The following is a 20,078-nucleotide window of genomic DNA, read 5'->3' as shown; positions in this document are numbered from 1 at the left end:
GCCCGCTCAGGTGAGCACCGGCCGGGTTACGCCGGCCAGCCGGGTCAGGCAAACCAGCCGGGTCACACGGGCCAGCCGGACGACCGCCCGGCGTCGTCGCCGCAGAGCCCTTCGCCACGGCCGGGTCCCTGGTCGACGCTGCCCGGTCAACCCGTGCCCGGTCAACCCGTGCCCGGTCAACCAGCGTCCGAGTTTCCAGTGTCCGGGTCTCCGGCGGCTTCGCCGTACGGGCGCGATGAGTTCGGCCTCGACATCGCGCCGGTCTCCGGTGGAGACTCTGGCCAGCCACTTCCCGGTGGATACCCCGCGCCGCCGCCGGGGGGCTACTTCGGGCGGCCGCAGGAACCGCAGCGGATCGAGCCCTCGCCGTCGCCGCAGCGACGCATCCTGCCGTTGCCGCAACCGCCGCGCAGAAGGGTCTGGCCGATCCTGGTCGGCGGTGTGCTCGCCGGGGCGCTGGTGGCCGGGACCGCCGCGTTCTTTCTCGGACGGGAGAGTGTCGACAGTGGCGAGTCGGTCACGGTGGTGGTTCCGCCGCCGGGTGCGATCACCGAGCTGATCGCGGCCAACCGGGCCAAGTTTCCCGACGAGCTCCTTCCGTTGGCTGAGCCGTGGCTGGCCGACATGAGTGGCTGTGTCGCGGACACCGACCGCGACGGGCCGAGGCTGGACGACGGCCAGCGGTCCCATGTGCTGTGCCGCAACGGGGGCATGTATCTGCACTTCGTCGCGTATGAGTCGGCGGACGCGAAAGCCGCCGACCTCGCCTACCGCCAGCAGATCGCGTTGAACTCGGCGGGCATCCTGGCCGGTGCCGAACAGCCGGGCCGCAAGCTGGGCGGCGTCACCGCGATCGCGGGGACCTACGTGGAGTACGCCACGCGGTCCGGTAAGGACCCGGCCCTGTGCGGTATCTGGTGGAACCCGGACAGTACCGACACGGCCGTCTACATGGACGTGATCTGTGACAGCCTCGGTGGTGAGTGGGATCCGCTGCGTGCCGTGTGGCAGCGGCACAGTTGATGGCTGGCCTGCTCGCTGACCGGTCGGTGGCGGTGGTTCATGAGTGGTTCAGCGCTGTCGGCGGCTCGGAGAACGTCTTTCTGGCTATCGCCGGGCTTGTTCCGCACGCGGCACGGTACGTGCTGTGGGCCGAACCGGATGTCGACCGGACCGGCCTGCGTGAGACGTGGCTGGCTCGCACTCCGCTGCGTCGGTCGAAGGCGTTGGCGTTGCCGGTGATGCCGCTGGTCTGGCGTACGGCGGGCCGGCCCGCGCCGGACGTGGTGATCTCGTCGAGTCATGCGTTCGCGCACACGGTGAAGTTCGGTGACCCGGCACGTACCCGGCACCTGAGCTACGTGCACACCCCGGCCCGGTACGTGTGGAGCCCCGGTTTCGACGGGCGGGGCAGGAACCCGGTACTCGCCCTGCCCCGGGTGGCGTTGCGTCGGGTCGATCGGTGGGGCGGGCGGCACGTGCACGCGTACGCGGCAAACTCCGTCGAGGTCCGGGACCGGATCCGGCGCTTCTGGGGCCGCGACGCGGTGGTGATCAATCCGCCGGTGGACGTCGCGTACTTCGGTGCCGGGCCGGCCGGTGACCGGGACTACCTGCTGGGTGTGGGGCGGTGGATTCCGTACAAGCGGTTCGATCTGATGATCGAGGTGGCGGCGGCGGCCGGGATGCCGCTGGTGCTCGCCGGCTCCGGGCCGGCGGAGGCGGAGCTGCGCCGGCGGGCCGGGCCTGACGTCCGCTTCGAGGTGCGTCCGTCCCGGTCGCGGCTGCGCGAGCTGTACGCCGGTGCGGCGGCGCTGCTGTTCCCCGCACACGAGGACTTCGGCATCGTGCCGGTCGAGGCGCAGGCCGCCGGGACCCCGGTGGTCGGGTTGGCCCGGGGTGGTCTGCTGGAGACGGTCGTGCACGGCGAGACCGGTATGCTCGCCGATTCCACCGACCCGGGGGTGCATGCCCGGCTGGTGGCCCAGGTGTCGCGGCTGGACCGGGCGCGGATCCGTCGACACGCGGCAGGTTTCGGCCCGGCCCGGTTCGCCGCACGGATGACGAGGTGGGTCGACGATGCGCTCCGGTGACCGCCGGGTGACGGTGCTGGACGCCAGCGGGGTCGGCCCCGGCGGGATCACCCGGATGCTCCAGGAGTTGGTCCGGCACTGGCCGGCGGAGCATGACCTGCGTCTCGTCGCCGCGCCGGTCGAGTTCACCGGGCCGGCGGAGATCGTGGTGAGTCGCCAGTCCGGTGGCCGGTCAGCGACGATCGCCACCGCGTTCGCGGCGCTGCGCCGGGAGCGTCACGGGCGGGTCCTGTCGCTCAGCCCGTCGGTGGCGGCCGTCGGTGCCCGCCTGCCGGTCACCACCATCGTGCACGATCTCGCCTTCCGGCTCTGGCCGCAGGGGCTGTCCCGGTCGGTAGTTGCGTACCGGGGGTTGAGCTACGCCACCGCGCTGCGCCGCTCGGCGGGTCTGTTGTGTGTCAGCGGCCGTACCCGTCACGATCTGCTCGGCCTGTACGGGGCGGCCGGCGAGCGGGCTACCGTCTGGCATCCGGGCAGTGACCTGGCCGCTGTCGGGGTGGCGCCGCCGCTGCCGGCTGACTACGTGGTGGTCGCCGGGCATGCCCCGCACAAGGGCGTCGAACTCGCCATCGAGGCGATCCGGGTCTTTCCCCGGTACACGCTGGTGGTACTGACCGGCGGCACCCGACACTTCCACGACGCCACCGGCGCGACGGTGTTCCTGGACCGGTTGGACGACGCCGCGTACGCGGCGACCGTGGCGGGTGCCGCCGCGTTCGTGATGCCGAGCCATTTCGAAGGCTTCGGTCTGCCGGCCGCCGAGGCGCTCGCGCTGGGGACCCCCACGATCGTTTCGCCGGATCCGGCGCTGCACGAGGCGACCGCCGGTGCCGCGATCCGGATGCGGAGCTGGTCGGTCGAGGCGCTGGTGGAGGCGTTGGGCCGGATCGAGAAACCCGGGCCGGTGACGGTACGTACCTGGCGGGAGGCGACCGTGGACCTCGTCGAGCGGCTGTGGCGCTGATGCGGATCGCCATGGTGCACGCCACCTTCGCGGTCCGCGGCGGTGCCGAGCGTTACCTCGACGATCTTGTCGGCAGCCTTGCCGCGCGCGGGCATGAGGTACGCGTCTGCACCGCCGGGGACCGGCCGCGTTGGTCGGCCCGGCTGCCCGGCAAGGCTGCCGTGCATCTGGGTGATCTGTTCGACCCCACCGGCCTGGGCCCGGTGGACCTGCGTGACTTCGCGCCGGACGTGGTGCACGTGCACAACTGGCAGGGTCTCGGCGTGCCGGCGGTGGCCCGGCTGGCCCGGGCGTACCCGACGGTGCACACAGTGCACGACTACGCCGTGCTGGATCCGAACAACGCGTTGCGCAACGTGGGACGCTCCCGAGGGTTGGACGCGCTGCTGCGGCTCCGGTCGGCGTGGATTCTGCGGCGGTTCCGGCGGCTACGGCTGCTGTGTGCCACCGAACGGGTCCGTGACCTGGTGCTGAGCGCCGCCTCACCGACCCGGCGGCCGCCGGCCCGGATCGTGCCGCTGGCGGTGGCGCTGGACTGGAACCGGCGGGCGTGGCCGCCGGGCGACCCCACCACCTTCCTGTTCCTGGGCGCCTTGGGCAGCCACAAGGGTCTCGACCGGTTGCTGGACGCCTGGGATGGGCCGGGCACCCTGCTCGTGGCGGGGGAGGGGCCGTTGCGTTCGCGCGTCGAACGGGCCGGGCCGGGGGTGCATTGTCTGGGTCACCTCGACGAGGCCGGTAAACGTGCGGCGTTCGCCCGGTCCGGCTGGCTGGTGTTCCCCAGTCGGGTCGCCGAGACGTTCGGGCTGGTCTGCGCGGAGTCGCTGCTGGCTGGCCGGCCGATCATCGTCGGGGCGCACGCGCTGCCGTCGATGGCGACCGAGGCGTCCACGTTGTCCTTCGCTGGTGTCGAAGGGCTGCGCGCGACGCTGCACCGGGCGGCCGCGATGCCGGCCGACGAGTACGCCCGGCTGGCGGCGTCAGCGGCGGCGGACGGCAGCAGACTGGACTGGGACGAACACGTCAGCGCGGTGCTCGACGCCTACGAACTCGCCGCCGGTGGGGTCCGATGATCGAACAACATCCGAGTCGTACGACGTCACGCTGGGACCGGGTCCACGAGTACGGTCTGCTGTTCGTCCTGGTGGCGAGCACTGCGCCGCTTCCGCTGTCCGGGCTGTCCTGGTTGCTGTTCGCTGGCCGGCCCTGGGTCTTCAGCCTGGCCGGTGCCGTGGTCACCTGTGTGCTCGCGGCGGCCGTGGTGCTGCGCCGTGGCGGGGACCTGCCGGTGCGGTGGGTGGTGGTCGGTGCGGTCGGTACGGCGGTGGCGCTGACCTGGAGCGCGATCGGCGTCGCGCACCACGGCGCGGCCCAGACCTTCACCGGTCTGCGGCTGATCCTGATCCCGGTGGCGTTCCTGGTGATCGTCGCCGCCTTGGCGCCGGCGGCGGTGTCGCGTCTGCTCACCGCGCTGTCCTGGATGATCGTCGCCAACGCGGTGGCCGGGGTGGCGGAGGTGCTGATCGGGCCGGCGACCCTGGTCCGCTGGGGATTCAGCCCGCACCACAACATCCGCTACATCGACGGAGTGTTCCGGGTACCCGCCCTGACCGAGGTCAACGCCGAACTGGGCCTGCTGGCCGGGGCGTACCTGCTCGGCTACGTGGCCTGCTGGTTCACCCAGATGGCCCGACCACGGGCCGTGCTGTGGCATCTGGCGGCGGCCGCGGCGGTGCTGTGTCTGACGCTGAGCACCAGCCGGTCCGGTGCGCTGCTCGTGGTCGCCGGCCTGACCGGCGCGTTGGTCGGGCCCCATGCCCGTTCCCGGGCCCGGCGGTGGCTCGCCATCGCCCTCGCCGGACTGGTCGCGGTCGGCGTCGCGGCGATGTTCGTCGTGTTCGGCGCGGGCGGCACCAGCAGCTTGTTCCAGCGTTTCGGCGTGTGGGGTGAGCTGCTGGCCTCGGTGCCACTGGCCGGGGACGGCATCGGCGCGGCCGGCGGCGCCACCTACTCCCGGGTGGCCAGTTCGCCACCGAGGTTCGTGGACAACTACTTCCTGAACGTGGGGCTGCAGTTCGGGCCGGTGGTGATGGTGCTGCTGGTCGGCGCGACGGTGTTCGCCCTGGTGCGTCTCGCGCGGGCTTCGGCCGGGCACCCGGAGCTGGTGATGCCGATCGCCCTGCTGAGCGGCCTGGCCGGGGCCTGCCTGACCCTGGACGTCTGGGAGTTCGAGTCGACGATGTTGGCGCTGATCCTGTTCGGGTACCACGGACTGCGCTCCGCCTCGGCACCGCCATGATCGGTCTGGGTGCCGTCGTGCTCCGCCCCGGCGTCACCGTGATCCGGCGACTGCAGCAGTCGCAGTTGTCCGTGCAGGCGGCGACCCGGCTGACCAGCATCGGCGTGTTCCTGCTGGCGTCCTGGGCTGACAACGGTCACCTCGCCCTGGTCGCGTTCCAGGGTGCGCTGCTCGCCATTCCGTACACCCTGATCGAGGCCCTGGTCGGGCGGCCGCAGTCGGCCGGGATCGTGCCATCGGAGTGGGACCGGCAGGCGTGGGCGACCCGGACGGCGGCGGTGGTCACGCTGCCGGTCGCCGCGATCGGCTTCGCCGCGGTATCGGTGGCGTTGCCGTACACCGGGGTCGTCGACCGGCTCCTGGTCGTGCTGCCGGTACTGCTGCAACTGCCGATCGAGGCGCTGTTCTGGTCACTGGCAGCGGTCGGTGGGCGTCGGCGTGCCAATCTGGTACCCCAGCTGGTCGCAACCGGCACGCTCGCCACCGCAGTGGTCTTCGTCGTCGTGGGCGTACGGCTGGAGATCGCGGCCGTCCCGAGCCAGCTCGCCGTGTTGACCTGGGTGCTGGTCACCCGGGTCCGGCTGGTCGGCCAGACCCGGCCTGGTCCGCTTGCCGGCGTGCGCCCGGGGGCCACCTACTGTCTGGCCGCAGCGGTCGACCTGGGGTACGTCATCGCGTTGCCGGCGGTCGCCGCGGTGGTGGCCGGTCCGGCCGCGATCGTGCTGCTGCGCGCCATGGACCTGGCGTTCGGGCCGTTCCACGTGGCGCTGGCCGCGACCACCCGCGAGGATCTGGTGGCCGGCCGGGGTAGCCGCTTCCGCACCGGCACCCGGCTGTTGACGATGGCGCTGCTGGTCGGCATCTCCGGGGTGCTGCTCGCCAGTGCCCCGGTGCGTGGCCTGCTGGCCGAGGCGCTGGCCACAGCGGCCCTGGCGACGGTGGCGCTCTACTGCGCACACAAGGCCACCGTGATGGTGTCCACCTGGCTGTCCGTGCGGCACCTGGTGCGGGCGGCACCGAGCACGTACCTCGTCTCGGCGGTCGGATCGCGGACGATCGCGTTCGTCGGGCTGGCCGTCGCGCTGCTGGGGGTACGCACCGTCGGTGGCCTGTTCGTTTTGCTCGCCCTCGGCGAGTCGCTGGTCGCGGCCTGGTTCACCGTACGGCTGCTGGTGACGGCCGTACCTCCGCCTCCGCCGGTAGTGCCGGCACCGGCCGCACCGGCACCTCCGGAGATTGTCGGGCCCCACGATTCATCGACTACTCTCGTCAGGTCGCGCCAGCCGCAGGAGAAGCCATGAGACCCGAGTCGCTCGGCGAGCACGGCGCCCGAGCGGCGGTGCCGCGCCGTCGGGCGATCGCCGCCACCGGTGCGCTGATCGCCGCTACCGGCCTCGGCGGGATCGGCGCCACGGCGTACGGCAGTGGCCGCGCCGCGCCGGCCGGCCGCGACTACGACGTGCGCGAATTCGGCGCCGTCGGCGACGACGCGACCGACGACACCCACAGCCTGCAACGCGCCCTGGACGCCGCCCGGGCGACCGGTGGCACCGTGTTCCTGCCACCGGGCAGCTACCTGACCCGCCGGCTCACCCTGTACTCCCGGGTCCATCTGCGCGGCTCCGGCGGCGACGCCACGGTCCTGCGGCTGGCCCCCGACACCAACACCGCGATTCTCGAGTCCGACCGCTTCGAGCAGGAGTCGAGCGCCGGTAGCGACGCGGGCATCACCATGTTCAGCGTCCGTGACCTCACCCTCGACGGCAACCGTGGGCAGAACAACCCGGTCAGCTACGGGCTGCGCCTGTACGGGTACGGCTACGACCTGACGGACCTGACCGTCTTCAACTGTGGTGCCGACGGGGTGGCCAGCGACTGGGGGACCGCCGGTCACCTGCCGGCCCCGTCGCACCAGATGGAGTCCCGGATCACCGGTCTGCGTACCCACGAGAACGGCGGACACGGGGTCAACTTCGCCGGCCCGCACGACTCGATGTTCGTCAACTGTCTGTCCTTTCAGAACGGCGGCACCGGGTTCCACCTGGCCGGCAACTCGTACGGCACGTTGATGGTCAACTGCCATGCCTGGGGCATCCGGCAGAACGTCTCGTTCGAACTGGCGGCCTCCGGCATCGGCTGCGTGAACTGCTACGCCGACCTCGACGGCGGGATCGGCGTGCGAATCTCCCGCAACGACTGTCGCTGGCTGGCCGGCTACGTGCAGGGTGCCAACCATGCCGGTCCGGCCGTCGAGATCGGTGTCCAGTTCGCGCCCGGCGTAGGACCTGAGGAACCTGCGGCGGCCACCATCGACACGCAGATCCGCAACTGCGCGACCGCCGCCGTCGACTTCGGTGCCGACCGGGGCATGTCGATCATCCGGGCCATGCTGTCGCAGCCGGGGGTCAGCGGTGTCACCGGCACCGGGCTCGGCTGGATCGGCCGGCCGAATCCGGACTCGCAGGTGGACATCACCCACGGCCTCGGTCACGCCACCAAGAACCTGGTCGTGCGGCCCGCGTTCGACCTGCGGGCCCAACCGACCCCGGCGGCCCCCGACGACGGCCAGGTCCGCGTGTTCGCCCGCGAGGTCGACGGCCGTACGCAGCTCTGCGCCCGGTTTTCCAACGGCGAGGTCCGCGTCCTGGCCGGCGAAAGCTGATGAGGCATGGTGCGGCCGGAGGTTATCCGGCGGTGCCGGTGGCCGTGATCGCCGCCGTATCGTCGCGGCGGACCGCGTCATAGAACACCTTCGCCCTGGCCAGGTCCGGCAGCACGACGCTCTGGTCGCCGCGCGTGCCGGTGCCTGAGGTGGGACTGGTGTAGAAGTTCAGGTTCGTGCTCCGGAGATGCCGCAGCTCGGTGGCCATGCCGAGGATGTTCAGCGTGTCGTCGACGGCGACGGTGTCGGCGGTGGCCCGCAGGAAGGCGTTGAGCCGGCCGGGGTTGGTCAGGACCCCGCCCGACGAGGCCTTGTCGATGATCGCCCGGATCACCTGCTGCTGGTGACGGATCCTGGCGAAGTCGCCGTCGGCGAACGCGTACCGCTCCCGCGCGTAGTCCAGCGCGGCGGCACCGTCCATGATCTGCGGTCCGGCCTCGAATCTGCGCAGGCTGCTCGGGTTCAGCGAGTGGGTCGAGGTGAACTCCCGTTCGACGTCGATCTCGACCCCGTCGAGCGCGTCCACGATCTCCTTGAAGCCGGCGAAGTCGACCATCGCCACGTGGTCGATCCGGACCCCGGTGTAGTCCTCGACGGTCTGCACCATCAGCGGCGTATCCCCCCAGGCGTACGCGGCGTTGATCTTCGCGTAGGTGTCGCCGTACCGGCCGTCGGCGCTGCGCGGCACGTGGACCCAGGTGTCGCGGGGGATGGACACCAGTTGCGCGCCGGAGCGGTCGGCCGGCAGATGGACGAGGATGATCGTGTCGGCGCGGGAACCACCGGTCGACCCGGGATCGCGCGTGTCGCTGCCCAACAGCAGCAGGTTCATCGCGTCCGCCGCGGCCTCCTCCCGTACCGGGCGGGCCTCCGGCGGTACCTGGTCGAACGCCTCGATGCGGACGATGTCGCCGCCGATGTCCCGGGCGTACCATGACACCGCGAGCGCGCCGCCACCGGCCAGCAGGGCGAGCGCGATCAGGGTGACCAGCACGGCACGCCGCCACCGGCGCCGTCGGGTCGGAGCGGCCGGTTGCCGGACCACCGGTTCGGCGTCGGCGTCGGCGGATTTCGCTTCGGCGGGCATGGCGGCGATCGTAGCGGCGTTCGTAACGGTACGGGTGGACATTGACAGTCGCCGTATTATTCTGGTCGGTTCGGTCAGCGACTCGGGGGAGTTCATGGCGCAGCTGAATGCCGTGCCACGGCAGCGTTCGACGCCGACCGCCGTGCTGCCGTACCTGGCGTCCCGGTCGGCCCAGCGCAGCCGCGCGCTGCGGGCCTGGATGCTGACGCTACCAGTCGATCTCGGCGCGTTCCTGCTGCCATTGGCGTGGAACCGGGACTACTGGAAGGGCGTCATCGCCGCCGCTCTGGTCACTGTGGCCGTCTTCGCCCTGGGTGGACTCTACGCCGGCCGCCGACATGTCAGTTTCCTCGACGAGCTGCCCCAGCTGTGCGTACGGCTGCTCGCCGCGGCCGCGGTGGTGGCGATCATCGCGGCCGAGCGGCATGACTCGGTGGACTACGTCGGCGGATTCATGCGGGTGGTCGCCCAGAGCGCCGGGCTGGTCCTGGCCGGGCGGCTGGTGACCCGGCTGACCGTGGTGCTCGCCCGCCGACGCCGCTGGGTCGGGCACGGCGCCATCATCGTCGGCGGCGGTCCGGTCGCCACCGAGTTGGGCCGGCTGCTGCGCCGGCACCCGGAGTACGGTCTGCGCGTGGTCGGGTTCGTCGACGTGACGACGGCCGGACACGAGGGCCGCGACCGGCAGCCGTTGATCGGTGAACTCGACCAGATCGAGGAGATGATCCGACAGCTACAGTGCGAGGTGGTGCTGATCGCCGACGTCGACTGCACCGACGAGGAGCTGCTGCGGGTGGCCCGGCTGCCCGGGGTCGCGGCCTGTGACCTGTGGGTGGTGCCCCGGCTGCGGGAGTTCCATGCCCGCGACGGCATCGCCGACCACGTCGGGGCGATCGGCGTCAGCCGGGTCACCCGCCCCTCACTGACCGGCCCCCAGTTCGCGGTGAAACGGGCCTTCGACATCGTCGCGGCCGGCGTGTCGCTGGTGCTGCTCAGCCCGGTCTTGCTGCTGTGTGCGGTCGCCACCTGGTTCGAGGGTGGCCGTGGCGTGCTGTTTCGTCAGGTCCGCGTCGGGCGGCACGGCGAGCCGTTCGAGCTGTTCAAGTTCCGGTCGATGCGGCCGGTGGACGAGACGGAGTCACAGACCGCCTGGTCCGTCGCCGGCGATCCACGCCTCGGCCCGGTGGGCCGGTTCCTGCGCCGTACCTCGCTGGACGAGCTGCCTCAGCTGTGGAACATCCTGCGCGGCGACATGACCGTGGTCGGACCGCGCCCGGAGCGCCCGTACTTCGTCGACCGGTTCTCGGTGGACTATCCCGAGTACGCGATGCGCCACCGGGTGCCGGTCGGGTTGACCGGTCTGGCGCAGGTCAGCGGCCTGCGCGGCGACACGCCAATCTCGGACCGGGCCCGATTCGACAACTACTACATCGAGAACTGGTCGCTCTGGCTGGACGTGAAGGTGATCCTGTGGACAATCATGGAAGTCATCCGTGGCGGCGGCCGCTGAGGCGGCGATCATGAGGTGGTGAAGCCCACTGACCGCACGGCGACTCCGCCGACCGCTGACCTCTACATCGACTTCGCGCGTCGGCAGGCGCACGGGGTGTCGCCCAGCTACGAGCGCCTCGCGTACGCGGTCTCCGGCGACGAGCCGGTCCTGACGCTGCTCGACTCGTTGCCGGCACCGACGCGGCAACCCAATCTGCTGTTCGGAGTGGTCCGGCTGCTCGGCGGGCCGGTCGACGACCCGACCGGGTTCCACGGCTTCACGCTGGCGAACTGGCCGGTGGTCGAGGCGCAGCTGCGCCGCCGGCTCACCCAGACCAACGAGGCCGGGCGGTGCGCCGTACTGCTGCCGGTGTTGGCCGCGTTGCCGCAGCCGCTGGCGTTGCTGGAGGTCGGCGCGTCAGCGGGCCTGTGTCTCTACCCGGACCGGTACGCCTACCGTTACGACGGCGGGCCGATCCTGGGGGAGGGTGCGCCGGTGCTCGACTGCGCGACGACCGGGGTCGCGCTGCCGCGTACCCGGCCGGAGGTGGTGTGGCGGGCCGGGCTGGACCTCACCCCGCTGGACGTGACCGACGCCGCCGACATCGCCTGGCTCGACGCGCTGATCTGGCCGGAACAGGAGCATCGGCGGGCCCGGCTGGCGGCCGCGGCGGCCGTGGCAGCGGCCGATCCGCCGCTGCTGGTCCGCGGCGACTTGGTCGACGACCTGCCGGCGCTGGCTGCGACGGCACCGCCGGACGCGACGCTGGTCGTGTTCCACACCGCCGTGCTCTACCACGTGCCGGCGGCGCGCCGGGCGGCCTTCGTCGACCTGGTACGCGGCCTGCCCGGCCACTGGGTGGCGAACGAGGGGCCGGACATCCTGCGTCACGACGCGCTGCCGCCGCCACCGGACGGCACGTTGCACAACGTGCTGGCCCTGGACGGCCGCCCGCTGGCCTGGACCCGGCCACACGGCCAGGGGATGACCTGGTTCAGCTGATCGCCAACCCTGGTGGGCGCCGATTCACGGGCGGGTCGCCGGCAGTACGCGGGCCAGGAAATTCCGGATGTGGCCGACCACAGTGTCCAGGTGACTCTCGAGCAGGAAGTGGCCGCCGCCGGGCACCAGATGGATCTCGGCGTCCGGCAGGTCCCGGGTGAAGGCCCGCGCGCCGTCCGGACCGAAGATCAGGTCCTCGGCTCCCCACACGGCAAGCAGCGGTGTCCCGCTGCGCCGGAAGTACGCGTGCAGCTTCGGGTACAGGGGCGGGTTGGTGGCGTAGTCACGGAAGAGTGCTAGTTGTGCCAGGTCGTTGCCGGGGCGGCTGACGTCGCGGTGGTCGTAGGTCCAGGTGTCGGGATCGACCAGGTCGGGCCGGTCCACGCCGTGCAGGTACTGCCAGCGGATGGCGTCCAGACCGAGAGCGGTGCGCACCGCCGGCTCCGTGTCCGGTCCCGGATCGTCGGCGTACGCCCACACGGGCGTCCAGAAGTCGGGGACGAAGCCGTCGTCGTACCCGTTGCCGTTCTGGCTGATGACTGCGGTGATCATGTCGGGTGCGCGGAGGGCGAGCCGCCATCCGATCGGAGCGCCGTAGTCCTGCACGTAGATGGCGCAGCGGGTGACACCGAGCTCGGCCAGGAACGCTTCGGTGACGTCGGTGAGCGCGTCGAACGTGTACGGGAACGTGTCGGCGGGCGGGGCGTCGGAGTGGCCGAAGCCGATGTGGTCGGGGGCGATGACGTGGAACCGGTCGGCGAGTCGCGGGATCAGCTGGCGGAACATCCGTGAGCTGGTGGGGTACCCGTGCAGGAGCAGCAGCGTCGGTGCGTCGTGGGGGCCGGCCTGCCGGTAGAAGACGCGGTGCCCTTGCACGGTGGCGTACCGGTGGTGAACCTCGACCATCTCTAACCCTCTCGGAGCTTCGTGGCGGTTATCTGGAGTCAAGTGGACCCGATCTGCGATAACCTGTCAAGTGTGGCGATGGGGTTAGAGGTGAGGGTGGGTGAGGTCACCGTGCTCGACGAGCAGGCACTACTCGACGCGCTGAACAGCACGCCCGTGGTGGACGGCCGGGCACAGGACCGGTGGGCCGACGACACCGCACTGCGGCAGTGGGCATACCGGCACGGCGGCTCCGGTGACCCGACAGCGACCGCCTGGCTACGGACCGCCAGAGACGCGCTGCAGGCCGCCACCCGCGGCACCGTGCCCGAAACGGACCTGCGACGGATCCTCGCCGACGTCCACCAGCTACCCGAGATCGACGCGTCGGGCCTGCGCTGGCGGCTGTGCGGGCCACCCGACCGGATGCTTGCCGTGGAACTGGTGCTCGCCTGGTACGACGTCCGGACCCGGCTACCCGACCGGCTGCGGCCCTGCGACAACACCGAGTGTCGCCTGTTCCACCTGGACCGCTCTCGGGCCAACACCGCCCGCTGGTGCTCCATGAAGACCTGCGGCAACCGGCTGAAGGCGCGCCGCCACCAACAACGCGTCCGCCAGGACCCGACGACCTGACATGCCCCGCCCGAAACGAAAACGACCTCGGCGATAGCGATCCTCAGCCTTGACGGTCACGGTTTCATCCTGCGCACGCTGCGGTCTATATTTCGGGGCAGGTGGACAGACAGTAGAAGCGGATTTCGGATGCCGTACGTACTCGACACCACGGACATGCCGCAGCCGGACCGCGTCGAAGCCGTCTACCTGGCAATGATGTACGCCTCGGCACCGTGCCACGTCCTCCACGAGGATCCCGGCGGCGACATCCACTGCCGGATGGAGCTGTGGGACCTCGGCGGCGCCAACATCTTCATCAGCCGCTCCTCCGGCATCCGGTTGCTGCGTACGGCCAAACAGGCCCGGCAGGACGCGATGCCGGTCGTCGCGCTGTCCGTTCAGCGGCAGGCCCACGGACACCTTGAGCAGCAGCACCTGCAGGTCGTCCCGCCAGGCGACCTACTCGCCGTCGACCTCCGCACCGTACGACTATTCGTGGTCCGGTGACGGGGCGGCCGGCTGCATCCAGATCCCCAGCGACCAGCTCGGACTGCCGATCGACATCATCCGGCAGGCCATCCACCGGCTGCGGTCAAGCCCGCTGTACGACATAATCACCGACCACATCGCGCACCTCACCCGGGATCCCGCGCGGATCACCGCCGACCCTGCCGCCGCCTCGGTCACCACCGCCAGCATCGAACTGGCCCGGGCGCTGCTCGCCTCGGCCGCCCACGCCGACCGGCTGACCAGCCAGGTGCTCGCTGAAACGCTGCTCACCCGCGTCCGAACGTACGTCCGGCAGCACCTGGCCGACCCGGACCTCACGCCCGGCCGCATCGCGGCCGCGCACAACGTCTCGCTGCGGCACCTGTACAAGGTGTGCGCGCAGGCCGACGCCAGCCTCGAACAGTGGATCATCAGCGAGCGGCTGCAGAACGCGTGGCACGACCTGCGCCGCCCGGAGAACGGGCACCGGCCGGTCGCGGTGATCGCCCACCGCTGGGGTTTCCGCGACCCGACGCACTTCACCCGGCGGTTCAAGGCCCGCTACGGCATCTCGCCCGGCGAGTGGCGGCGCTCCGCCGAGGAGACCGCCCCGCCCTGATCGTGCACTGTGGGCAACATCGGTGCACGCAGGGCCCCTCAGCGGCCCCGGGCCCCGACGTTACGTTTCCGCTGTCGGAGCTCGAATGGGGAGTGCCATGCTCGTTCTCGACACGCAGTCGATGCCGGCCGGGGAACGCGCCGAGGCGTTCCAGGCCACGGTCAGCGGGAACTGTTCGGCCAGCATGGCGACGTTCGAGGACCCGTCGGCGATCCACGCGAAGATGACGGTCTCCGACTTCGGCGCGGCGAAGGTCTTCAACATCGACGCGTCCGGCACCACGCTGCGCCGTACCCCGGCGATATCCCGGTCCAGCCCGGAGACGTCGATCGTGCTGGCCCTGCCGATGCGCACCGACAACCACCTGAGCTGGGCGCGGGAGGAACGGCTGTACGGCCCCCGTGACCTGATGCTGGTCGACCTGTCGCTGCCCTACGTCTACGGCTGGCAGGGTGGTGGTGCCTCGTACGCCCTGCATGTCGATGTCGACCAGCTCGGCCTGCCCCGCGACTTGATCCACGCCGCCGCCCGGGAACCGCGTCGCAGCCCGCTCTACGACCTGGTGCGCGATCACGTCGCCCGGGTGACCGCGCAGGCCGAGCAGTTGGCCGTCAGCCCCGGCGCGGCCGAGCTCGGGGCCGCCTCCGCCGAGCTGATGCGGGCGCTGGTGGTCTCGGCGGCAAGTGACGGTCGGCGACTCAGGGACACGATGCAGTCGTTCATGCAGGCCCGGGTCCTGGCGTACGTGCGCAACAACCTGCGCGACCCCGACCTGACCCCGGCCCGGATCGCTGCGGCGAACGCCATCTCGCTGCGTGCCCTGTACAAGCTGTACGAGGCGATGGGGCAGAGCCTGGAACGATCGATCATCGAGCAGCGTCTGCAGGGCGCCCGGACCGACCTGACCGCGTCGCACCGCCGGTACACCTCGATCGCCGCCGTCGCCCGTGCCTGGGGTTTCGCCAACCCGAGCTTCTTCTCCACCAAGTTCCGGGAAGCCTTCGGCGTCACACCCCGACAGCTGGTCGCGGCGCGGGCCGTACCCGGGCGGCGCGAACTGGCCACCTCGGCGAGCGACGGCGGCTCCGGCTGACACCGGCGGGTGCGTCGACAGCAAATTGTGCAACGAGGCGAAAGTGCTGTGCGTCGTCAGAAAACTCCGACCGTCGCCACGGTGCGACATTTTTCGCAACGCCGGCCCGCACGCGGCCGGCGCGTGAGGAGTTCCGATGTTCAGATCCCTGCGAAGCCGGCGGTTGCCACGCCTGGCCCTGGCAGTCACCGTACTGCTCGGGGTGAGCGGTGTGGCGGCGGTGGGTGGTGCGGCCGCCGCCGGATCGGCTGGCCCGAGCACTGCCGGATCGGCGGCGGTCGCCGCCGGCCCGCACGGTCCCAAGCCGACAGTCGTGCTCGTGCACGGCGCGTTCGCCGACGCCGCGTACCTGCGCAGTGTGCTGGCCACCATCGACGGCCCGATCGTGCTGGTCGGCCACTCGTACGGCGGCTTCGTCATGACCTCCGCCGCGACCGGCGACCGGGACATCAAGCGCTGGTCTACGTCGCGGCGTTCGCCCCCGACATCGGCGACACCGTCGGCGGCCTGGCCAGCCAGTTCCCCGGCAGCCGGCTCGACCCGACCGCCCTCGACATCCGCCCCTACCCGGGCGGCAACGACGGCTACATCAAGACCTCGCTGTTCCGCTCGGTGTTCGCCGCCGACGTACCGGCCGGCACCGCCGCGGTGATGGCCGCCACCCAGCGCCCGGCCGAACTAGCCACCCTCGGGCAGCCGGCCGGCGAACCCGCCTGGGCGACCATCCCGTCGTGGACGCTGGTCGCCACCGACGACCAGGTCATCCCGGCCGCCGCCCAACGGTTCATGGCGCAACGGGCGGGTGCCGGGGTCACTGAGGTGAAGGCCTCGCACGCCGTCATGGTGGCCCGGCCCGGCCCGACCACCGACGTCATCCTCGCCGCGATCAAAGGAGTGTCCTGATGCCGTACGTGACCACAGTCGACAGTGCGGAGATCTTCTACAAGGACTGGGGACCCGCGTCGGGTCGCCCGGTCGTGCTCAGCCACGGCTGGCCGCTGAACTCCGACAGCTGGCAGATCCAGGCGTTGTTCCTAGCGGAGAACGGGTTCCAGGTGATCGCCCACGACCGGCGCGGCCACGGCAGGTCGACCCAGACATGGGACGGCAACGAGATGGACACCTACGCCGACGACCTGGCCACCCTGATCGACACCCTGGACCTGCGGGACGTCACCCTGGTCGGCTTCTCCACCGGCGGCGGTGAGGTGGCCCGCTACGTGGGCCGGCACGGCACCGGCCGGGTCGCCCAGGTCGTCCTCGTCTCGGCGGTACCACCGCTGATGCTGCAGACTCCGGACAACCCGGGCGGCGTACCGATCGAGGCCTTCGACGGCATCCGGGCGGGGTCGCTGGCCGACCGCTCCCAGACCTACCGGGACCTGGCCGACGGGCCGTTCTTCGGCAACAACCGGCCCGGCGTGACCGTGTCGCAGGGCATCCGGGACGCGTTCTGGCTGCAGAGCATGGCCTCCGGGCACCGCAACGCGTATGAGTGCATCGCCGCGTTCTCGGCCACCGACTTCCGGCCCGACCTCGACGCGATCGACGTACCCACCCTGGTCATCCACGGCGACGACGACCAGGTCGTGCCGTTCGCGGTGGGCGGCCAGGCATCGGCGGCCCGGATCAAGAACGCCCGGCTGCTCGTTTACCCCGGTGCGCCGCACGGCATCACCGACACCCATCCCGAGCAGCTCGGCCGGGACCTGCTCGACTTCCTGACCTCGACTTCCTGACCCTGACTTTCTTAACTCGACCTTCTTACCGGAGAGGACGCCTGACGTGGCACCTGACACCATCGTGCTGATCCACGGATTCTGGGTCACCCCGCGCAGCTGGGAACACTGGATCAGCCACTACGAGGCAAAGGGCTTCCGGGTCCTGGCACCCGCCTATCCCGGGTACGAGGTGGAGGTGGAGGCGCTCAACGCCGACCCGACCCCGATCCTGCAGTCCACCGTGCCGCGGATCATCGCCCACTACGAGGCCATCATCGGCGAGCTGGAGAAGCCGCCGATCATCATCGGCCACTCGGCCGGCGGCGCGTTCACCCAGGTCCTGCTCGACCACGGCTTCGGCGCGGTGGGGGTGGCGATGAACTCCGCTCCGACCGAAGGCGTCCGGGTGGTGCCGCTGTCGCAGGTGAAATCGACCTTCCCGGTGTTGAAAAGCCCGGCGAACCGGCACAAGGCGGTGCCGTTGACCTTCGAGCAGTGGCAGTACGCCTTCACCAACACGTTCACCGAGGAGGAGGGCCGGGCGCTCTGGCAGCGGTACGCCATCCCGGCCAGCGGCGGCATCCTCTGGGGCAGAGTACTGGCGAACTTCCAGCCCGGCCACCAGGACACCTGGGTCGACTACCATAACGACGACCGGGCGCCGCTGCTGTTCGTCTCCGGCAGTGAGGACCACATCATGCCGCCGGCAATCCAGGCCTCGAACGCCAAGCACTACAAGTCGAACACCGTCACCGAACGGCTGGAGTACGAGGGCTACGCCCATCTGCTACCCGCCCAGAAGGGGCGGGAGACCATCGCCGACGAGGTCCTCGACTGGGCGCTGCGGCACGTGCGGTGAGCGACACGCGGATCACCCACATCGGCGGTCCCACCACGCTGATCGAGGTGGCTGGCTGGCGGATCCTGACCGATCCGACGTTCGACGACCCCGGCCGGACCTACCGGTTCGGCTGGGGTACGGCGTCACGCAAACTGGCCGGTCCGGCGCTGCCGCCGGACGCGTTGGGCCACATCGACGTGGTGCTGTTGACCCACGACCACCACGCCCGACAACCTCGACGATGCCGGCCGGGCGCTGCTGCCGTACGCCGACCGGATCGTCACCACGATGGCCGGCAGCCGCCGCCTCGGGGCTGCAGCCCTCGGCCGCGCGGCGGTGGTCGGCTCCGCGGCGGTGGTCGGGCTCGCGCCGTGGGGCGGTACCGAGTTGACCGCACCGGGCCGCCCGAGCATCGAGGTGACCGCGACCCCCTGCCGGCACGGGCCGCCGCTGAGCCGCCCCGTCGCCGGCGAGGTGACCGGGTTCGCGCTGCGCTGGCCTGGCCAGCAGTACGGCGCGCTGTGGATAACCGGGGACACGGTCCTCTACCCCGGGGTACGGCAGGTGGCCGAGCGGCTCACCGTCGGCACGATGGTGCTGCACCTGGGCGCGGTGCGGTTCGGCCTGACCGGGCCGCTGCGCTACACGATGACAGCGGCCGACGGTGTCGAGCTGTGCACCCTGGTCAAGGCGCACACGGTGGTGCCGGTGCACTACGAAGGCCGGGGCCACTTCACCGAGGGCCGCGCGGCGGTCGAGGCCGCGTTCACCGCCGCCGGAGATCCGGTACGGCACAGCCTGCACTGGCTGACCCCCGGCACGTTCACACCCCTGCCGGTCTGACCTGGGCTCCCGGTGCCGGTGGTACTTCCACCGGCACCGGGAGTGGTGCTCGCTGCGTCACCTGTTGCACCACCACCCCGCAAACGTCACGCCACACCGACGTTCCACAAGTCCCAGCTCAACACCGTGATCGACTCGTGCTTCGCGGCATTGCCCCAAGGTCGTGAAAGATCTGGGCCAACTGCCTTCCGTCATGAACTTCGAAGTCGCCCCGCCATTACCGCGGTGCTCCAATAAAGTCAAGGGTTGAAATAAATGAATCTTGCGCTCAGACTGGAGTCAGTTATAACTGGGGAGGATTTGTGGCAAGAAGAAAAAGATATATTGGTGCTACCATGGCATTGGTGGTCGGCTTAACGTCCGCAGTTGTCGCGATAGGGACTCCGGCCTCGGCTGCTGGGCCATGTTGGGCATATACTTTCGTGCATTGGGCAAAGCACGCGGCCGGCTCCCAGTGTCCAGCAGGCTCGTATGGCTGGAATCACCGCGTACGCACCATGTGTCAAGATGCCGGCACTGGAATAATATTCGGTCCGTATTATGGGCCGTGGGTGGGCGGGACGTCGAAATCGACGTACGTATGCTCGCTTGGCAAGGAGGCCATACAGACTGTAAGTGAACAATACTTCCAGGTTGGCTAGCGGGAAGTATGGCCAGGTGGCCGCAGGTAGCCCGCTGCTCGCGCGCTACACGTGAAGAATGGCCGCTCGCCTGAGTGCTGCCGTCGTGACTCGTTGATAAAAGAATTTGGCGGCAGCGTGGCGGTGCAAGCGCAGCCGTTTGTTCTAACAATTTGCTGCTGACTATTGGCCTCAGCGAGTGAGTGTTGGCGATAGGTGGTATCCTGGATACTTGATTTCGACTTAAAAGCAAGAATCGGGGTAACTGGATAGGTGCCTGGTCCCGGTGTTCGAGCGGGCCCCGACGCTCCTCGCTTGGGTATCGATCGTGTTGGGCGGCTGCGGTCGGTCAGGCCGGGTCGTCGGCAAGGTGCGGTGGCTTTCGCGTACGGATGCCAGCCGTTGCCGCCGCAGCGGTGAGCAGCAGGCAGGTGACGCCGATGCCGAGCAACGGGAGCCATGGAATCGTGATGGGCACGGCGATGCCGGCGGCCAGGTCGGCCATGGTGGCGCGGCGCACGAGCCAGCCCATCAGCGCCATGGTGCCGCCGCCCAGGAGCCAATGCCACTTAACGTAAGTTGATCATGGTGTTGGGCTGGGGTTTCGTGGCCGTGTTGGTGTCGCGGCGTAGGTCCGGGGTGCGGGGCGCTACGGTCTGCGGGTGGTCGCGGATGCGGGTGTCGTGGGTGGACGGTTGCCGGACTGGATCTCGTTGGGGGTCCTCGCGAGGTCGGTGCCGCGTGACGTGG

Annotated in this window: 20 protein-coding genes; 17 read left to right on the top strand and 3 right to left on the bottom strand. The window is 70.4% G+C overall.

Going from position 1 to position 20,078, the window contains the following annotated elements; translation table 11 throughout:
• Nucleotides 1–198 precede the first annotated feature (198 nt).
• Genes ACFHVL_RS00100 through ACFHVL_RS00070 form a run of 7 tightly spaced genes read left to right on the top strand, consistent with a single transcriptional unit; the run spans nt 199 to nt 8,018 of the window.
• Nucleotides 199–1,023 carry a hypothetical protein gene (locus tag ACFHVL_RS00100; RefSeq protein WP_416624425.1) on the top strand — a complete coding sequence of 275 codons (825 nt, stop codon included), beginning with the start codon at nt 199–201 and terminating at the stop codon, nt 1,021–1,023.
• A complete protein-coding gene (locus ACFHVL_RS00095; protein WP_416624423.1) occupies nt 1,005–2,093 on the top strand; it encodes a glycosyltransferase in 1,089 nt (362 codons plus the stop codon). The genes ACFHVL_RS00100 and ACFHVL_RS00095 overlap by 19 nt, the downstream gene beginning before the upstream one ends.
• Nucleotides 2,080–3,057: a glycosyltransferase gene (locus tag ACFHVL_RS00090; protein ID WP_416624422.1), complete on the top strand. Its 978-nt coding sequence runs from the start codon at nt 2,080–2,082 to the stop codon at nt 3,055–3,057. The genes ACFHVL_RS00095 and ACFHVL_RS00090 overlap by 14 nt, the downstream gene beginning before the upstream one ends.
• The gene (locus ACFHVL_RS00085; RefSeq protein ID WP_416624421.1) at nt 3,057–4,130 is read left to right on the top strand and encodes a glycosyltransferase; all 1,074 of its coding nucleotides are present in this window, start codon (nt 3,057–3,059) and stop codon (nt 4,128–4,130) included. The genes ACFHVL_RS00090 and ACFHVL_RS00085 overlap by 1 nt, the downstream gene beginning before the upstream one ends.
• Nucleotides 4,127–5,356: a hypothetical protein gene (locus tag ACFHVL_RS00080; protein ID WP_416624419.1), complete on the top strand. Its 1,230-nt coding sequence runs from the start codon at nt 4,127–4,129 to the stop codon at nt 5,354–5,356. The genes ACFHVL_RS00085 and ACFHVL_RS00080 overlap by 4 nt, the downstream gene beginning before the upstream one ends.
• Entirely contained in the window at nt 5,353–6,657 is a 1,305-nt protein-coding gene (locus ACFHVL_RS00075; RefSeq protein WP_416624418.1) for a hypothetical protein, read from the top strand. The genes ACFHVL_RS00080 and ACFHVL_RS00075 overlap by 4 nt, the downstream gene beginning before the upstream one ends.
• Nucleotides 6,654–8,018 (top strand): glycosyl hydrolase family 28-related protein, encoded by a 1,365-nt coding sequence (locus ACFHVL_RS00070; RefSeq protein WP_416624417.1) that lies wholly within the window; start codon nt 6,654–6,656, stop codon nt 8,016–8,018. The genes ACFHVL_RS00075 and ACFHVL_RS00070 overlap by 4 nt, the downstream gene beginning before the upstream one ends.
• Nucleotides 8,019–8,040: 22 nt before the next feature.
• Here ACFHVL_RS00070 and ACFHVL_RS00065 read toward each other — a convergent pair whose 3' ends face one another.
• Nucleotides 8,041–9,105, bottom strand: a complete 1,065-nt coding sequence (locus ACFHVL_RS00065; protein ID WP_416624416.1) for an LCP family protein — start codon at nt 9,103–9,105, stop codon at nt 8,041–8,043.
• A 199-nt stretch (nt 9,106–9,304) separates the two neighbouring features.
• Between ACFHVL_RS00065 and ACFHVL_RS00060 the strand changes: the two genes are divergently transcribed.
• Together ACFHVL_RS00060 and ACFHVL_RS00055 are read left to right on the top strand one after the other, a co-directional pair.
• Entirely contained in the window at nt 9,305–10,615 is a 1,311-nt protein-coding gene (locus ACFHVL_RS00060) for a sugar transferase (protein ID WP_416624693.1), read from the top strand.
• Nucleotides 10,616–10,633: 18 nt separating this feature from the next.
• Nucleotides 10,634–11,599 carry a DUF2332 domain-containing protein gene (locus ACFHVL_RS00055; RefSeq protein ID WP_416624414.1) on the top strand — a complete coding sequence of 322 codons (966 nt, stop codon included), beginning with the start codon at nt 10,634–10,636 and terminating at the stop codon, nt 11,597–11,599.
• 24 nt (nt 11,600–11,623) lie between these two features.
• Here ACFHVL_RS00055 and ACFHVL_RS00050 read toward each other — a convergent pair whose 3' ends face one another.
• Nucleotides 11,624–12,505, bottom strand: a complete 882-nt coding sequence (locus ACFHVL_RS00050; protein ID WP_416624412.1) for an alpha/beta fold hydrolase — start codon at nt 12,503–12,505, stop codon at nt 11,624–11,626.
• Nucleotides 12,506–12,601: 96 nt separating this feature from the next.
• Here ACFHVL_RS00050 and ACFHVL_RS00045 point away from each other — a divergent pair, with 96 nt between their 5' ends.
• From ACFHVL_RS00045 to ACFHVL_RS00010, 8 genes are all read left to right on the top strand, one after another.
• Nucleotides 12,602–13,120, top strand: a complete 519-nt coding sequence (locus ACFHVL_RS00045) for a CGNR zinc finger domain-containing protein (protein ID WP_416624410.1) — start codon at nt 12,602–12,604, stop codon at nt 13,118–13,120.
• Nucleotides 13,121–13,249: 129 nt separating this feature from the next.
• Nucleotides 13,250–13,609 carry a hypothetical protein gene (locus ACFHVL_RS00040; protein ID WP_416624408.1) on the top strand — a complete coding sequence of 120 codons (360 nt, stop codon included), beginning with the start codon at nt 13,250–13,252 and terminating at the stop codon, nt 13,607–13,609.
• On the top strand, nt 13,524–14,210 hold the full coding sequence (locus tag ACFHVL_RS00035) for a helix-turn-helix domain-containing protein (protein WP_416624406.1): 687 nt from the start codon (nt 13,524–13,526) through the stop codon (nt 14,208–14,210). Before ACFHVL_RS00040 ends, ACFHVL_RS00035 begins: the two co-directional genes overlap by 86 nt.
• Nucleotides 14,211–14,307: 97 nt before the next feature.
• Nucleotides 14,308–15,303: a helix-turn-helix domain-containing protein gene (locus ACFHVL_RS00030; RefSeq protein ID WP_416624404.1), complete on the top strand. Its 996-nt coding sequence runs from the start codon at nt 14,308–14,310 to the stop codon at nt 15,301–15,303.
• 9 nt (nt 15,304–15,312) lie between these two features.
• Nucleotides 15,313–16,206, top strand: coding sequence for an alpha/beta fold hydrolase (locus tag ACFHVL_RS00025; RefSeq protein WP_416624402.1), 894 nt, complete (start codon nt 15,313–15,315; stop codon nt 16,204–16,206).
• Complete coding sequence (locus ACFHVL_RS00020; RefSeq protein WP_416624400.1) at nt 16,206–17,042, top strand: alpha/beta fold hydrolase; 837 nt, start codon at nt 16,206–16,208, stop codon at nt 17,040–17,042. Before ACFHVL_RS00025 ends, ACFHVL_RS00020 begins: the two co-directional genes overlap by 1 nt.
• Before the next feature lie 46 nt (nt 17,043–17,088).
• The gene (locus ACFHVL_RS00015; RefSeq protein WP_416624399.1) at nt 17,089–17,883 is read left to right on the top strand and encodes an alpha/beta hydrolase; all 795 of its coding nucleotides are present in this window, start codon (nt 17,089–17,091) and stop codon (nt 17,881–17,883) included.
• A 270-nt stretch (nt 17,884–18,153) separates the two neighbouring features.
• A complete protein-coding gene (locus ACFHVL_RS00010) occupies nt 18,154–18,708 on the top strand; it encodes an MBL fold metallo-hydrolase (protein ID WP_416624398.1) in 555 nt (184 codons plus the stop codon).
• A 969-nt stretch (nt 18,709–19,677) separates the two neighbouring features.
• Here ACFHVL_RS00010 and ACFHVL_RS00005 read toward each other — a convergent pair.
• Nucleotides 19,678–19,860: a hypothetical protein gene (locus ACFHVL_RS00005; RefSeq protein ID WP_416624396.1), complete on the bottom strand. Its 183-nt coding sequence runs from the start codon at nt 19,858–19,860 to the stop codon at nt 19,678–19,680.
• Between the last annotated feature and the right edge of the window lie 218 nt (nt 19,861–20,078).

Source organism: Micromonospora sp. LOL_023, from assembly GCF_048060115.1.
Taxonomy (GTDB): Bacteria; Actinomycetota; Actinomycetes; order Mycobacteriales; family Micromonosporaceae; genus Micromonospora_E.
The sequence above is the reverse complement of the archived record's forward strand: the minus strand, read 5'-3'. Positions and strand labels throughout refer to the sequence as shown.